At 59.8% G+C, this 13,968-nt stretch carries 13 protein-coding genes; 12 read left to right on the top strand and 1 reads right to left on the bottom strand.

Annotated elements, in window-relative coordinates:
* Positions 1 to 97: 97 nt before the first annotated feature.
* The 7 genes from P1IM2_RS10515 to P1IM2_RS18930 all read left to right on the top strand — a co-directional run bounded on the left by P1IM2_RS10515 (position 98) and on the right by P1IM2_RS18930 (position 8,320).
* Complete coding sequence (locus tag P1IM2_RS10515; RefSeq protein WP_026108915.1) at positions 98 to 1,642, top strand: class I adenylate-forming enzyme family protein; 1,545 nt, start codon at positions 98 to 100, stop codon at positions 1,640 to 1,642.
* Positions 1,643 to 1,708: 66 nt separating this feature from the next.
* The gene (locus P1IM2_RS10510; protein WP_186402389.1) at positions 1,709 to 2,503 is read left to right on the top strand and encodes an enoyl-CoA hydratase/isomerase family protein; all 795 of its coding nucleotides are present in this window, start codon (positions 1,709 to 1,711) and stop codon (positions 2,501 to 2,503) included.
* A gap of 43 nt (positions 2,504 to 2,546) precedes the next feature.
* Complete coding sequence (locus P1IM2_RS10505) at positions 2,547 to 3,785, top strand: thiolase family protein (RefSeq protein WP_011415063.1); 1,239 nt, start codon at positions 2,547 to 2,549, stop codon at positions 3,783 to 3,785.
* 37 nt (positions 3,786 to 3,822) lie between these two features.
* A complete protein-coding gene (locus P1IM2_RS10500) occupies positions 3,823 to 4,968 on the top strand; it encodes an acyl-CoA dehydrogenase family protein (RefSeq protein ID WP_017499968.1) in 1,146 nt (381 codons plus the stop codon).
* Between the two features lie 105 nt (positions 4,969 to 5,073).
* Positions 5,074 to 5,976 (top strand): SDR family oxidoreductase, encoded by a 903-nt coding sequence (locus P1IM2_RS10495; protein WP_011415065.1) that lies wholly within the window; start codon positions 5,074 to 5,076, stop codon positions 5,974 to 5,976.
* Positions 5,977 to 6,173: 197 nt separating this feature from the next.
* Positions 6,174 to 7,238 carry a TonB-dependent receptor plug domain-containing protein gene (locus P1IM2_RS18935; RefSeq protein WP_231679520.1) on the top strand — a complete coding sequence of 355 codons (1,065 nt, stop codon included), beginning with the start codon at positions 6,174 to 6,176 and terminating at the stop codon, positions 7,236 to 7,238.
* The gene (locus P1IM2_RS18930) at positions 7,133 to 8,320 is read left to right on the top strand and encodes a TonB-dependent receptor (RefSeq protein ID WP_231679523.1); all 1,188 of its coding nucleotides are present in this window, start codon (positions 7,133 to 7,135) and stop codon (positions 8,318 to 8,320) included. Before P1IM2_RS18935 ends, P1IM2_RS18930 begins: the two co-directional genes overlap by 106 nt.
* A 164-nt stretch (positions 8,321 to 8,484) precedes the next feature.
* Here P1IM2_RS18930 and P1IM2_RS10485 read toward each other — a convergent pair whose 3' ends face one another.
* Complete coding sequence (locus P1IM2_RS10485) at positions 8,485 to 9,486, bottom strand: LysR family transcriptional regulator (protein ID WP_017499965.1); 1,002 nt, start codon at positions 9,484 to 9,486, stop codon at positions 8,485 to 8,487.
* A gap of 80 nt (positions 9,487 to 9,566) precedes the next feature.
* Here P1IM2_RS10485 and P1IM2_RS10480 point away from each other — a divergent pair, with 80 nt between their 5' ends.
* The 5 genes from P1IM2_RS10480 (at position 9,567) to P1IM2_RS10460 (ending at position 13,953) form a co-directional block, all read left to right on the top strand.
* The gene (locus tag P1IM2_RS10480; RefSeq protein ID WP_026108913.1) at positions 9,567 to 10,712 is read left to right on the top strand and encodes a CaiB/BaiF CoA transferase family protein; all 1,146 of its coding nucleotides are present in this window, start codon (positions 9,567 to 9,569) and stop codon (positions 10,710 to 10,712) included.
* A 487-nt stretch (positions 10,713 to 11,199) separates the two neighbouring features.
* On the top strand, positions 11,200 to 11,526 hold the full coding sequence (locus P1IM2_RS10475) for a helix-turn-helix domain-containing protein (RefSeq protein WP_017499963.1): 327 nt from the start codon (positions 11,200 to 11,202) through the stop codon (positions 11,524 to 11,526).
* Between the two features lie 86 nt (positions 11,527 to 11,612).
* Positions 11,613 to 12,359 carry a LuxR family transcriptional regulator gene (locus P1IM2_RS10470; RefSeq protein ID WP_186402388.1) on the top strand — a complete coding sequence of 249 codons (747 nt, stop codon included), beginning with the start codon at positions 11,613 to 11,615 and terminating at the stop codon, positions 12,357 to 12,359.
* A 92-nt stretch (positions 12,360 to 12,451) separates the two neighbouring features.
* Entirely contained in the window at positions 12,452 to 13,066 is a 615-nt protein-coding gene (locus P1IM2_RS10465; RefSeq protein ID WP_017499961.1) for an acyl-homoserine-lactone synthase, read from the top strand.
* A gap of 5 nt (positions 13,067 to 13,071) precedes the next feature.
* Positions 13,072 to 13,953 (top strand): phytanoyl-CoA dioxygenase family protein, encoded by an 882-nt coding sequence (locus P1IM2_RS10460; RefSeq protein WP_017499960.1) that lies wholly within the window; start codon positions 13,072 to 13,074, stop codon positions 13,951 to 13,953.
* The last annotated feature ends 15 nt before the right edge of the window (positions 13,954 to 13,968 follow it).

Below are 13,968 nucleotides of genomic sequence, written 5' to 3'. Positions count from 1 at the left end.
ATGCTTACGAAAAGAAGTCCGGAGAGGCCTATCGCATGTCAGTTTATTATGTGTCGACTGCGCCATTGTGGGCGAGCGCCTTAGAGGAGCGCGGCTGATGGACGTCCGTACGCAAATACGTCGCGCCGCACGTTATTTCGCCCAGCAAGAGGCTCTCGTTCACGGCCACAGGCGGTTGACTTTCTCGGAAGCCTGGTTGCGCGGCGTGAAGCTCGCAAATGCTCTTGCGGAGTGCGGCCTTCAACCGGGTGACCGGATTGCTACGCTGGAGAAGAACTCCATCGAGGCCGCCGACATCATACTGGCGGCTGCCATTGGAAACTATACGCGTGTTCCTCTCTATGCGCGCAACCGATGTGAAGCGCACGCCCATATGATCGCGAGTACCGGATCTCGGTTGGCGCTGGTCGATGAGGCATTGGCTTCGGAGTTGGCGGGGCTGGATGCCCAAGCTCCGACGCTTGAGCGGATCATTATCCGCGATCACAACTATGAGAATTGGTTGGCGACAGCCTCGGACCGGGATCCTGATCCCGTCGTCGCGCCGGAGGACTATTGTGTCATCCGCCACACCGGCGGCACGACGGGCAAACCCAAGGGCGTTGCCTATCGGCACCGTTCATGGATGACGATCTCCGCCGCATTTTTCAGCATCGGCCCCCAAGTGGCCCCAGGGGATGCCATTCTGCATGTCGGCCCGTTGTCCCATGCATCGGGCTTCCTGTTCGTGCCGGCCTGGTATTGCGGCGCCCGCAACGTGATGATGGACGGCTTCGATCCAGCGTCCTTTCTTGACACTCTCGAGCAGGAACGGATCAGCCATGCCTTTGTAGCCCCCACCATGCTCAATGCCATAGTGCATCACGACGGGGCATATGGCCGCCACTTTCCGAATTTGAAGTTTCTGCTGAGTGCTTCAGCGCCGATCTCCGAGCCGACGCTTCGCAAGTCGTGCCAGATATTCGGGAATCATGTTCTTCATTCGGGCTATGGACAGACCGAAATCCTGCCCATCGCGTCTATGGGGCCCAACGAGTGGTTCGGCGAATTTGAAGGTTCTGCCCCAATTCGGGCGGTCGGACGTCCCATGAGTGGCGCCGATATCGAAATCCGTAACGAGGACGGAAAGGTGCTGGGACCAAACGAGCCCGGCGAGATCGTCGCACGGTTCGAAAATGGCCAGATGGAGGAATTCTGGAACGATCCGGAGGAAACCGCCCGGCGCATGGAAGATGGCTGGGTCAAAACCGGCGATGTCGGCATGATCGACACAAACGGATTTTTGTATCTGCTCGATCGCAACAACGACATGATCGTGTCAGGCGGCTTCAATATCTATCCCACCGAAATCGAAAACGTAATTGCCGACCATCCCGGTGTACTCGAGGTCGCGGTCTTTGGCGTGCCCCATGAAAAATGGGGTGAAACGCCGCTTGCAATGGTGCGTGTCAAGCCCGGAGCACAAATCACGGAGACCGAGATAATAGATTTGGTGCGCCAGCGTCTGGGCTCCGCAAAAAAGCCAAGCAAGGTCGTTTTTACCGCCGAGCCACTGCCGTTGAGCAATGTCGGAAAGGTGCTTCGTTCAAAGCTTCGAGAGCCCTATTGGGCGGGCCAGGACCGGCGCATTTCGGGGGCATGACCGACGCAGCCATCCTAGCCACATCCTCTATTCCGGTGACCGCCTGCCGGCGCGCGGGAGACTGCAATGGACTATGAATACATCCTGGTTGAGCAACGCGGCCCAGCGCTTTGGGTGACCCTCAACCGGCCGGCAGCGTTGAACAGTCTGTCGTTGACTTTGGCCGAGGAACTCGCCGCAGCGATCGAGGCAGCGGAAGCAGATGCGACGGTGCGCGCTTGCATTCTTACCGGCGCCGGACGGGCGTTTTGCGCTGGCGCGGATCTGCTCGCAATTGGCGATGGAACAGGCGGACAAACTCTCGCCGAACGCTTAAATCTGTTTCTGCCGCCGCTCGGTCAGGCTTTTAACAGGATCGAGACGTCGCGCCTTCCGATAATTGCGGCGGTCAACGGCCTTACGCTCGCCGGCGGCTTGGAACTGGTGTTGTGCTGTGATCTCGTCATTGCCGCGCACCCGGCCAGATTTGGCGACGCCCATGCAAATTACGGCCTGTTGCCCGGCGGTGGAGGGTCGGTTCGACTCCCTAGGAAGATCGGCGAAGCGCGTGCGAAACATCTGATGATGACCGGCGGGACCATCTCGGCTGCCGAGATGAAGGAAGCCGGACTCGTGACCCAACTGGTTGCTCCCGAGGATCTCATTGCGGCAGCGCAAGCGCTGGTAGAATCTCTTGCAGAAAAGAGCCGGCCAGGGCTCGCCTACATGAAGCAGCTAGTCCGCGCTGCGCAGGATAGCTCGCTCGAAGTCGGGCTGCGTCAGGAACTCGAAACCATGGCTGCTTACGCCTTGTCCAACGACATTGTCGAAGGACTGGCGGCATTCCGGGAGAAGCGGAAGCCCGATTTTTCCGACCGGTGAGACCTGATCGGATGCGGAACACATTGGAAGAATGGATCAACGAATGACCGACATATTCGTCATGGGGGTTGGGATGACCCCGTTCGGAAAACAGTTCGACAAGAGCCTGAAAATGCTCTGCGCCGAAGCTTCGTCGCAGGCCTTTTCCGACGCAGGATGCACCGCCGGCGATGTCGAAGCCATCTTCTTCGGCAATTGCGTCCAGGGGCATATGGAGGGCCAGGACATGATCCGCGGCGAAATCGTGGCGCGAGCGATGGGCATCTCAAGCGTTCCCGTGGTGAATGTCGAAAACGCATGTGCGACGGCTTCCACGGCCTTGCACATGGCCGCCGCCTATGTTCGATCGGGGGCAGCGGATGTCGTACTCGCGCTCGGCGCGGAGAAGATGTACTCGCCCGACAAGGCGCTCATGTTCAGTGCATTCGATGGCGCTTGGGACGTGCATGAAACCGAGTCGGGCCGCGCGCAGCTGCTGGCCATGGGCAATGGCGTCGATGTTCCGGAAGGAACGACATCGAGTCAGCCTTACAGCGTTTTCATGGATGTATACGCCGCGATGGCACGCGCGCACATGAAGACCTACGGCTCGACGCAAGCGCAAATCGCGGCCGTCTCGGCGAAAAATCACATGCATTCGACGCGCAATCTGCTTGCCCAGTATCGCCTCCCATATACCGTCGAAAGTGTACTCGCTGCGCCTCCGATCGTTTACCCGTTCACACTGCCGATGTGCTCCCCGATCAGCGACGGCGCCGCCGCTGCGATCATCTGCAGCGAAGCCGGTCGGCGCAAACTGTCGGCAGCCCCGGACAGGGCGCTAAGAATCCTGGCGTCTGTGCTGCAAACCGGCGCCGCGCGCGATCCCTTTGATTATGACCACCATGTCAGCCGCCTTGCGGCGAACCGGGCCTATGCGATGGCCGGCGTGGGGCCAGAAGATATTGGCGTCGCGGAGGTGCATGACGCCACGGCGGTTGGCGAGATCATTGAAATCGAGGCGCTCGGCCTGACGCCGCCTGGCGAGGGCGGACTCGCGGCAGAGCGCGGTGAGACGGCGCTGGGTGGGCGTATTCCGGTAAACACGTCGGGCGGGCTTGAATGCAAGGGACATCCGATCGGCGCCACCGGGCTCGGCCAAATCTACGAGCTTGCGCTGCAATTGCGCGGCGAGGCGGAAGATCGACAGGTTCCGAATGCCCGGTTCGCGATCGCGCAGAACGGCGGAGGTGTCATCGGGGTGGAAGAGGCGGTGGTCGCCGTCACGATCCTGGGCCGGTAGTTGTCAGAGCGCGCCTAGGGAAACACGGGGTCACGATATGAACTTTGAGCTGTCCGATGAACAACGCATGGCGGTGGAAACCGTCCGCCGCTTTCTCGACAACAAGCTTGAGCCGGAAATCCGCCGGCATGGGGAGCGATTCATCCCCAAACCGCTCATGAAGGAATGGACTCAAGCACTGACCGGCTATGGCCATATTACCGCACCGCATCAGGAGCAATGGGGCGGGCTTGATATGGGATGGCTCACTCATCTGCTCATTTTCGAGGAGATCGCCTATTCCTCGCTCGATGTGGCCATACCCGGCTTCATCAACGCGGTTGGCGCAGAACTCATCCGCCGCTTCGCCCCGGAGACGATCAAGCAACGCTATCTTGCCGACCTCGTCGCGGCCGAGAAGTTCGTTTCGCTCGGCATCTCGGAGCCCGATGTCGGCTCGGACGTCGCCGCCATCAAGACACGCGCCGTACGAGACGGCGATTTCTGGGTCATCAATGGCGAAAAGACCTGGATCACCAACGGAGCCTACTCGGACATCTTCATCTGTACGTGCAAGACTGGCGAAAATGAAGTCACTCACATCCTGGTCGATCGTGACGAGAGTGAGTATGAGGTGCGCGATATCCAGAAGATGGCGCTCAACGGCCAATCGACTGCACAGATATTCCTGTCCGATTGCCGCGTACCGGTGGCAAACACGATCGGCCGGGTCGGCGATGGATTGCGCAATACGTTGCAAGTGTTCGAGATTGCCCGCTGCCATATGGCGATGTGGAGTATCGGCATCGCACGGCGAGCAATGGATGAGGCGATCGCGTACGCTCGCGATCGCGCGCAGCATGGCAAGAAGATCGCCGGCCATCAGCTGATCGCCGACAAGATCGCCATCATGGCGACCAAGATCGACGCAGCCCGTCTGTTGACGCACCGGGCAATATCCCTCGTCCAGGCGGGCACGCGCGCAGAGACGGAATGCTCGATGGCCAAGTGGTACGCCACCGAAATGGCGATCGAAGCGACGCGCGATGCGCTTCAGATCCATGGCGGCAACGGCGTCACCCGCGAATTCATCGTTGAGCGGCTGGTGCGTGAGGCGATCATTTGCCCCATCCCCGATGGCACAACGGAGATTCAAAAGCTTGTTGTTTCGCGCGCCCTGACCGGCATTCAAGCCTTTCGGTAAGGCTCAGACGAAAACGACAGCGTCGACGGAAATGGAGCCGCGTGCCTGACTCGCACAGGATCAAATGCGCAGATGCGTCGCTCAGGTAAAAGAGGCAGACAAGCGATGGACGAAGAGCTTCGTTTCGATGGCAGGGTAGTGGTTGTGACCGGAGCCGGAGGCGGACTTGGGCGCCAGTACGCGCTGATGTTTGGCGGGCGCGGAGCCAAGGTGGTGGTGAATGATCTGGGTGGCGACGAGAAAGGGAGCGGCAGCTGCTCCACAGCCGCTGACAATGTGGTCGACGAAATTCGAGCCACGGGCGGTCAGGCGGTGGCAAATTATGCGTCGGTCGAGGAGGGCGCGCTGATCATCCAAGCCGCGGTTGACAACTTCGGAACCGTTGACGTCGTCATCAACAATGCCGGCATCCTGCGCGATGTGAGCTTCCACAAAATGACCGACGAAGACTGGACACTGCTTCAGCGGGTCCATCTGAATGGGACGCGGGCAGTGACGCAGGCAGCATGGCCGATACTGCGCGACAAGGGCTATGGCCGCATCGTCATGACCACGTCTGCAGCCGCAATCTACGGCAACTTCGGTCAGGCCAACTATGCCGCAGCCAAGCTCGGAATATTGGGGCTTGCGAACGCGCTGGCGGAGGAGGGGCGGTCCAGAAACATCCAGGTTAATACGATCGCCCCAATCGCCGCATCGCGTATGACCGCGACTGCCTTTCCACAAGAGTTTCTCGCCAATCTCAGAGCGGAAGCGATCAGTCCATTGGTCGGTTGGCTTGCGCACGAGAATTGCAGCGAAACCAAAGGGCTTTTTGAAGTTGGAGCCGGCTATATCGCCAAGCTTAGGTGGGAGCGCGCGCTTGGGCACGCCTTCGGAGCGGACAGGGCGTTCACGCTCGATGATGTCGCCCGGCACTGGGGTAGAATTGTCGACTTCACGGATGCCGAGCACCCGCTCGGGCTGAATGACAGCCTTGAGGCGGTAGAACGGGCGCTGAGAGCGTAATCAACCCGATGAATTACCATGATATTTTTGAGCGGCCGTCGGGCTGCCGATGGCGTCGTGCTGCCGCCAGATATCGATGAGCAGCAGGAATAGTTCTGCAGCGAATTGAATTGGACGACGGCCCTCAAATGCCGCCAAACGGCATGAACTACACAATATCTCCTGGGAAGAGAGGATCAGCCATGAGAGGATGTCTATTGGCTTCTGCCGCGTTGTTGTGCTCGGGAACAGCATTTGCCCAGGAAGCAACGCCCCAGGCGAACGACCAAACCGGGAGCGCCACGGAAGCGCTGGCTGAGGACATTGTCGTTACCGCCACCAAAAAGGGCTATGGCGAAAGCGTGCAGAAAGTACCGATGGCGGTCACGGCTTTTGGTGAAGCGCAGCTGGATGCCAAGTTCGTCCAGAATCTTCAAAGTCTGAGCTACGACGTTCCCAACGTCCAGCTCGAGGATGTGGGTACGGCACCGGGCTATGCCAATTTCACTATCCGGGGCCTCGGCATCAACAGCACGATCCCATCGATCGACCCCACCGTAGGCGTTTTCACTGACGGTATTTACCTCGGCATCAACGCTGGTGTCGTGCTGGACAACTTCGACCTTGAGGGGATCGAAGTTCTGCGTGGACCGCAAGGCTTGCTTTTCGGTCGCAACGTTACCGGCGGTGCCGTGGTTGTGCGGACCACGCGGCCCAGCTTCGATTTTGGAGCCAAAGCCAAGCTATCCATTGAAACGGGACTGAAAAAGACCGTAAGCGGCACGGTTACCGGACCTATCGTCGATGACGTTTTGGCTGCCAAATTGGCCGTCTACTACAGCGACGACAATGGCTGGTTTCGCAACCGCTTCGACAATCGCAGCTTCGGTAAATCACATGACCTTATCATTCGCCCGGCACTTTCGCTCAAGGGTGGCGACCGCTTCCGAATGGATCTCCGCTATGAGCATGGCGATGTCGAAAGCGATGGAGCCCCTGTCCAGAGTCACGCGCTGTTTCCCGCGACAGCTTCAGGTTTTCGATCAATTTCCCAGGTTTCTATGATGCCAAATGGGACCAGGCGATCGTGGAAACCAACATCGATGTCGGTCTGGGCGAAGGCGTCTTCACCAACATCGCTGGCTATCGGAAATTCCGATCCTCCGCGGGCGCTGATATCGATGGAACACCACAGTCCTTCTTTCATGCCTTTTTCGAAATCGACCAGGATCAACTCAGCGACGAACTTCGTTATGCCGGAAGGTTCGGTGACGTCGAATTGACAACCGGTCTATACTATTTTTCCCAGGATCTTCGTTACGCCGAGCTGCGGAATCTTTTGGGCGGTGCTCGGATCGTTTCCGGTGGGGGTACGCAAGACCAGACAACATGGGGCATTTTTGCTTCGACCGACTGGCATTTCACCGATACGCTGACCTTGAATCTCGGCGCGCGGTATAGTTGGGAACGCAAAGCCGTTCGGGTCTCGGCCTTACGCGCAAATGGTTGCAATCTAGACACGCTGATCTGTGCAACCAATTTCGCCGACGCGGCAAAATGGCGAGGGTTTACGCCGAAAATCGGCCTTCAGTGGAAGCCGGATGACGACACGCAGATTTATGGCCTTTACACGCGCGGGTTCCGCAGCGGCGGATATAATTTGCGCAACACCGATCCCGCTGTGCCGCCGGGGCCATTCAATCAAGAGACCCAGGACAGTTTCGAACTCGGCGCCAAGAAGCAATTCGGGCGCCACCGGATCAACCTGGCGGCCTTCTACAATCGCATGAAGGACCTGCAGCGCGAGATCAACCTGCCCGGACCGCTTGGCGTCAGCCAGGTCATACGGAACACCGCCGACGCCACAATCAAAGGCGTCGAGGCCGAGGGGCAGTTTTTTCTTTTGTCCAACCTCGTGATTTCGGGTCAGCTCGGCTACGTGAATGGCCAGTATCGCAACGTCCAGTTCGACCTCAGCGGTGATGGCGTCATCAACGATGTGGATCGTGCGCTCAAATTGCCAAGGCTGTCGCCATGGACCTATGGCGTGGGGCTGACTTATGATCAGCAGCTTGGCGAATTGGGGACAGCAACGGCGCGTGTCAGCTTCACGCATCGCGACAAGGCGGCATTCACCGACAACAACGTCGGCTTCCTTCAGGGCGCCGATATGCTCGATGCGAGCCTCACATTGGCGACCGACAACAAGCACTGGCGCTTCTCCATCTATGGCCGAAACCTCCTGAATGAGGTGACGATTGGCGGCGATACACCTTTGCCGGCGGCCTTCGGGGGCACGGGTGCAAGCCTTTCACCGCTAAACAGGGGGCGCGTCATCGGCGGAGAAGTGGCGATTAGCTTCTAGGCCATTTTCGAGGCGAGTGGAATCACCCGCCAACTCGGAAAATGCCCAAGATCAATTTGCTAGAGCATTTCCTGCCGGAAAGCCGGTTCCCACTTCTGCGCGAAATGCTCTAGCTGATCGCGACGGATGCAGCGGATTTCCGATCGCACCCCGCCCCCTTGCCGTTAATCCGATGATGCGGTGCGCCATGCCTGACGAACAAGGCTGACGAGCGCACGGCCAGCCGGTTTTACCTGCCAGCGGCTACGCACAGCATAACAAAGCGTCAATGGATCGAATAAACCGATTCCCTCCAAGGCCACGAAATTGGCGCGAAACCATGAGTTCTCGGTGAACTGTTTTGCAACCATCCCGATAGCATCGGATGTGGCAACGATCCGTCGAACCAATTGAAAATAGTCTGTCATGTGGATCCAGTCAGCGGGACGCTTACCGCTTTTTTCGTACATCTGCTGAATGATCGATGTGTAGGGTTCGGAAGATGAGGGCACTACGAATTCGAACTGGACCAGCGGCTCCTTGCTGGTCGGGTTTATCCCCAGAATGGGATGATTGTTCCGCACAAAAGGCAGTATTTCGATCGAGGCGACCCGCTCGCACTTGAATTCCGGCCAGCGTGCAAAGGCCGCTTCAAGTCCAAAGGCGACATCGATATCGCCGCGCGACAGGAGTCGCACGCCCCTTTCGCTGTTGCCCGAAACGACTTCGACGCGCACTGCCGGATGGCGCCGCAGCAAAGAAACCAGAGGTTGGGTGAGCAACCAGTCGATTGACCCTGGGAACAGTCCGATTCGAAGCGGGCCCGCATAGGCGTCGGCGCGGCGGGCTGTATCTCCGAGTAGTTCAGCTGCGTCGGCAAGCAAGCGCGCTGCGCGATCAATAAATTCGCGTCCCTCCTCTGTCGGCATCGCGCCCCGTGAGGTCCGATGGAAAAGGGAATAGCCAAGATGCCGTTCGAGTTCAGCGACACTCTTGGTCACCGCCGACTGCGTGACACCAACCGCATCCGCTGCCCTGGAGAAGGAACGAAGCTGACCAACCGCGACGGCATGCTTGAGGCGAGAATCGAGCATGGACATGCCCCACAGGAATAATTGCTCCAGAGAATGAATTAGGCGAATCAAGGTCATTTTGCCAATCTTACTTTCGACACTGCCGCCCAGCACGACTGCAACCCGTCTCGAAATCTGGAGCGGCGAAACGGCCTGGATCAAAGCGCCAAGGTCTCAGACGCAGGTATGCCTGAATGACGAAAACTGGTCCGCTTGCAGGCCTCAAAATACTCGAAATTGCGGGCATCGGCCCGGCGCCGTTTTGCGGAATGCTGTTGGCCGACCTTGGCGCCGATGTCGTCGTCATTGAACGCGTAAGCCCTAACTCCGAAAATATCGATCTTGGCAGCGGCGCCATTGTGAACCGCGGGAAACGTGTAATTGCCTTGGATCTGAAGTCCCCCGAAGGCGTCGCGCATGTCCTGGATCTCGTCCAAAGGGGCGATGTACTGATCGAAGGCATGCGGCCTGGGGTGATGGAGAGGCTCGGCCTTGGTCCCGAGGTTTGCCTAGCGCGTAACCCCCGCCTTGTATTCGGTCGCATGACGGGTTGGGGGCAGCAGGGACCTCTCGCCCAAGCGGCCGGCCATGACATCAACTATATCGCGCTGTCAGGAGCCCTTTGGTATGCTGGGCATCCCGGTGAACCGCCAATGGCGCCGCCAAGCCTGGTAGGCGATATTGGGGGTGGAGCGCTCTATTTGGCCATCGGCGTCCTCGCAGCGGCAATGCACGCGCGGGATACCGGGAATGGGCAAGTGGTTGACGCCGCGATCGTCGATGGGAGCGCTCACATGATGAACTTGCTCCTGAGCCTGAAGGCCGCCGGCCAGGTTGCCAGCATACGCGGCTGCAGCATCCTTGACGGCCCTCACTGGTACTCGACCTATCGGTGCGCCGACGGGAATTTCATCTCAGTCGGATCACTCGAGCCCAAGTTCTATGCGCTGCTTTGCAAAAAGCTGGGGTTGGCCGGCGATAGCAGTTTTGACGACGGCTATGATCGTGATGCCTGGCCCGAGCTCAAGCAGCGTTTTAGCGAGATATTCGCCATGCGGACACGGGAAGAATGGCGCACACTGCTGGAAGGCAGCGATGCCTGCTTTGCCCCCGTGCTTGATCCGGACGAAGCGGCGCGCCATCCTCATATGGCAGCGCGAGGCGTCTATCGGGAGATCGACAATATCCTCCAGGCAATGCCGGCGCCACGTTTTTCGGGCTCGTCACTACCGATCCCCGGACCGATCCCGCTGCATCATGAAGATCCGAGTACAATTCGGCGGGGCTGGAGCAAACCGGACCGCTGCGGGATTACCGCCAGAACCGACTGTTGCGAGTAGTCGGTTGGCATGGTGGGCGGCCAGCGGCCCGACACGAACGGTGATTTCATAACTATGAACCAATGCGACGCTCCGCTTCGCTGCGCTGCATTCAAATCAAAGGAGACAACGACACACAGGCACGTCAAACTATCCGATGATTCCTGTACGCCACGCCGGAACGGCGATTGCGGACGTGTCCACGGGACGTTGTTCGCATCGTGATTCGCTCGGCGCTTGAAATCAATGCTCGCCCCGGATGTGACGACGCCGATGGGATTTCCACTGCGGCGTCCACGGCCAATGTCCTGGCGTGAGGGCTTCGGTCATCGACCGATTCGACCGTCCGAATGCGGTCTTTTGGCGCGCCTGAGAATCCGCATCAGAGTTGAGTGCGCGTTGTTCGGGAATCTCATTTAAATATTTGTAAAAACGTAATAATATAGATAATAACTCCAACCTGTATCCAGTGTGGAGTAATGGTCGCAGGGCGTGAACTTACGCCCTTATGGATGCGTCGAAGTCCTTCAGTTTGAATCTCAGGAAATTGCGGCTTGCGATGCGCATCACGCAAGAAGCGCTCGCCCATGATGCGGGCACGAGCAGCTCTTATCTGAGTGCGATCGAAAATGGCCGGTCGAGCCCGACGCTGAAAGCAATGGAGCGGCTCGCGAAGGCACTCGGCGTTAATGCCGTCTATCTCTTGTCCGGCCGGATATCGATCTCGATCGTTTCGGACGACGAACTGGAAATCGGCGCGATACTGGCGCGCCCGGCGGTGACGCTCCGGCGCCATCCGCACAAGCCGACGGGGCGGCCGAGCAAGACCAAGTAAATCATCGGGGGCTGCACGCGCGTGGGCTGGAACCACGCGCCCGATAGACGCGCCCGCAACGCGCGCGTCGAAAGGAGTGCCCCTCGGTGCCGTTTCGCGACCTCGATGCCTATATTAAGCAGGCCAGGCGCGCGAACAGTGATCGCGAGCTGTTCAGTTGCAGCGAGGCCGCCGCACGCCAGCTCGGCCTCCCATGGCTCGCGATCGTCCAGAGCATGGCCTTCTTTCAGCCCGGTGGGCGATATTTCCGCATGGACAATTTCCAGAGCTGGGGCGACGTTTTCGTCGCCGAAGGCTATTACCGCGACGATCCCGCCTTGCTCGCGGCGCGCTCGACAAGCCGGGCGTTCTGCTGGCACGAAATGGAGCGACTGCTGGGCGGCTTCACGCGGCGACAGGCGCGCATCGTGCGCGAAGCCGCGCGTCATGGCCTGCGCAACGGCCTCACCGTTCCGATTGGCGTCGCCGGCGAGCCGCCCGGATGCTGTACGTTCGCAACGCGCGACGGGCAATTGCCGCCATCGCATATCTGCCGGATCGCGACGCTGATGGCGAGCGAGGCGTTTACCGAGGCGCGGCGCTTGCACGGCTTTCCGGCGCGCCCGCTGAAATTACCCCATCTCAGCCCAAAGGGGCTCGAATGCTTTCGCTTGGCGGCGATGGGCAAGAGCGACGTCGAGATCGGGATCATGATGAACATCGCCCCGACGACAGTGCGCACCTACATGCGTGACCTGCGCGAACATTTCGGAATCTATTCCCGCGCGCAGCTCCCGGCGATCGCGCTCGCCTGCGGAATCGTCTGCATCGAGGAGATCGTCCCGCGGTTCTGAGCGGGATCGCCGCATCCTCAATATTGACGACTGTTTGAGCCCTTCATCTCTGCTCCCTTCGCGACTGTTCAATTTGAACGGGAGCTACTGCCATGATCCATATTGTCAAAGGGTGCTCGCTTACCGATGCGCGCGCCGCCTCGATGTTCGAGGACCGCAAGACCCTGTTCGTCGATCTGCTGGGCTGGGATGTTCCGGTCGTCGGCGGCCGCTATGAAATCGACAGCTATGACGGCGACAAGGCGGTCTATCTGATCGCCACCGACGATGGCTGCATTCACCAGGGGTCGATGCGGCTGCTATCGACAGAGGGCGCACATCTTCTCGCCGATCGTTTCGCGTCGCTCTGCGAGTGCGATGCGCCCCGGGGGGAGCAGGTTCGCGAGATTACGCGACTTTGCCTGCCGCAACGATTGGGCGCCCCCGGACGCCTGCGTGTCCGCAACCGGCTCATCTCGGCGATGGTCGATCATGCGCTCGGCAGCGGAATCACCATGCTAACCGGCGTCGTGACCGCTGCTTTTCGCGAGGAGGTTTTGGCGATGGGCTGGCGCGCAGCGCCGCTCGGCCCCGCGCGCCGCATCGATGGCGCGTTCCTTGGAGCGTTCCGCATCGAGATCTGCGCCGGTACGCCTGCGCTGCTGGCGTCGAACGGCATCTATGTACCGGGTGCGATCACTCCCGATGCGGCGGCAAGAGCCGCGTGAAGGGAATGGCGATGCACGACCCCGCCCGCCTCGCCGCGATGCTGCTCGCCGACGGTTATGTCATTGTCGATAACGCCGTGCCGACCGAGCTAATCACCGCGCTCGAAGCCGAACTCGCACCGCGCTTCGTCGCCACGCCCTTTTGCGAAGGCGGATTCTACGGAGCCCGCACCAAGCGCTTTGGCGCGTTGTTGCGGCGTTCACGGCATATCGCCGGCCTTGTGCTGCACCCGATCATCCGCGGTATCGCCGAAACGGTGCTCGGGGAATGGTGCGATCGTATCGTTCTCAACCTCACCCAGGCGATCGAAATCCATCCCGGCGCGCTCGCGCAGGTGCCGCACCGCGACCAGGATCTCTGGGGCGGCGTCAAGACCGGGATGCACTATCAGATCAACGTCATCTGGCCGATCGATCCGTTCACGCTGGAGAGTGGCGCGACGCTGGTCTGGCCGGGCAGCCATCACGATGCGGCATCGCAACCGGGCGATGCACGTCCGGTCGCCGCCGAAATGCCACCCGGCTCCGCGCTGCTGTTCCTCGGATCGATCCTGCATGGTGCCGGCGCTAACCAGTCCGATCATGTGCGCCGCGCGGTCATCACCTCCTATTGCCTCGGATGGCTGCGGACGTTCGAGAATCAGTATCTCGTCTATCCGCCCGCCATCGCTCGAGCGTTCGATCCCGATCTGGCCGCGCTCATCGGCTATGCCCAGCATCGCCCCAATCTCGGCAATGTCGAAGGCCAGTGCCCGTCCGTGCTGCTTCACCGGGACGATATCGACGGCCTCCCTGCGATCGACGCGCTGCTCCCCGGCCAGGCCGACATGCTGGATGCCTATGTCGCCGAACAGGAAGCCGCGCGTGCGGGCCTGATCGGCGGGTAACGCGGGTTCGTCGGA

Source organism: Sphingopyxis sp. P1IMeth2 (genome assembly GCF_900185685.1).
Classification (GTDB): domain Bacteria; phylum Pseudomonadota; class Alphaproteobacteria; order Sphingomonadales; family Sphingomonadaceae; genus Sphingopyxis; species Sphingopyxis terrae_A.
The sequence above is the reverse complement of the archived record's forward strand: the minus strand, read 5'-3'. Positions and strand labels throughout refer to the sequence as shown.

Bases quoted from the DNA above. Each gene is read 5' to 3' on its own strand.
- P1IM2_RS10515 (WP_026108915.1), top strand. From the start codon at position 98: ATGGACGTCCGTACGCAAATACGTCGCGCCGCACGTTATTTCGCCCAG.
- P1IM2_RS10510 (WP_186402389.1), top strand. From the start codon at position 1,709: ATGGACTATGAATACATCCTGGTTGAGCAACGCGGCCCAGCGCTTTGG.
- P1IM2_RS10505 (WP_011415063.1), top strand. From the start codon at position 2,547: ATGACCGACATATTCGTCATGGGGGTTGGGATGACCCCGTTCGGAAAA.
- P1IM2_RS10500 (WP_017499968.1), top strand. From the start codon at position 3,823: ATGAACTTTGAGCTGTCCGATGAACAACGCATGGCGGTGGAAACCGTC.
- P1IM2_RS10495 (WP_011415065.1), top strand. From the start codon at position 5,074: ATGGACGAAGAGCTTCGTTTCGATGGCAGGGTAGTGGTTGTGACCGGA.
- P1IM2_RS10480 (WP_026108913.1), top strand. From the start codon at position 9,567: ATGACGAAAACTGGTCCGCTTGCAGGCCTCAAAATACTCGAAATTGCG.
- P1IM2_RS10475 (WP_017499963.1), top strand. From the start codon at position 11,200: ATGGATGCGTCGAAGTCCTTCAGTTTGAATCTCAGGAAATTGCGGCTT.
- P1IM2_RS10465 (WP_017499961.1), top strand. From the start codon at position 12,452: ATGATCCATATTGTCAAAGGGTGCTCGCTTACCGATGCGCGCGCCGCC.
- P1IM2_RS10460 (WP_017499960.1), top strand. From the start codon at position 13,072: ATGGCGATGCACGACCCCGCCCGCCTCGCCGCGATGCTGCTCGCCGAC.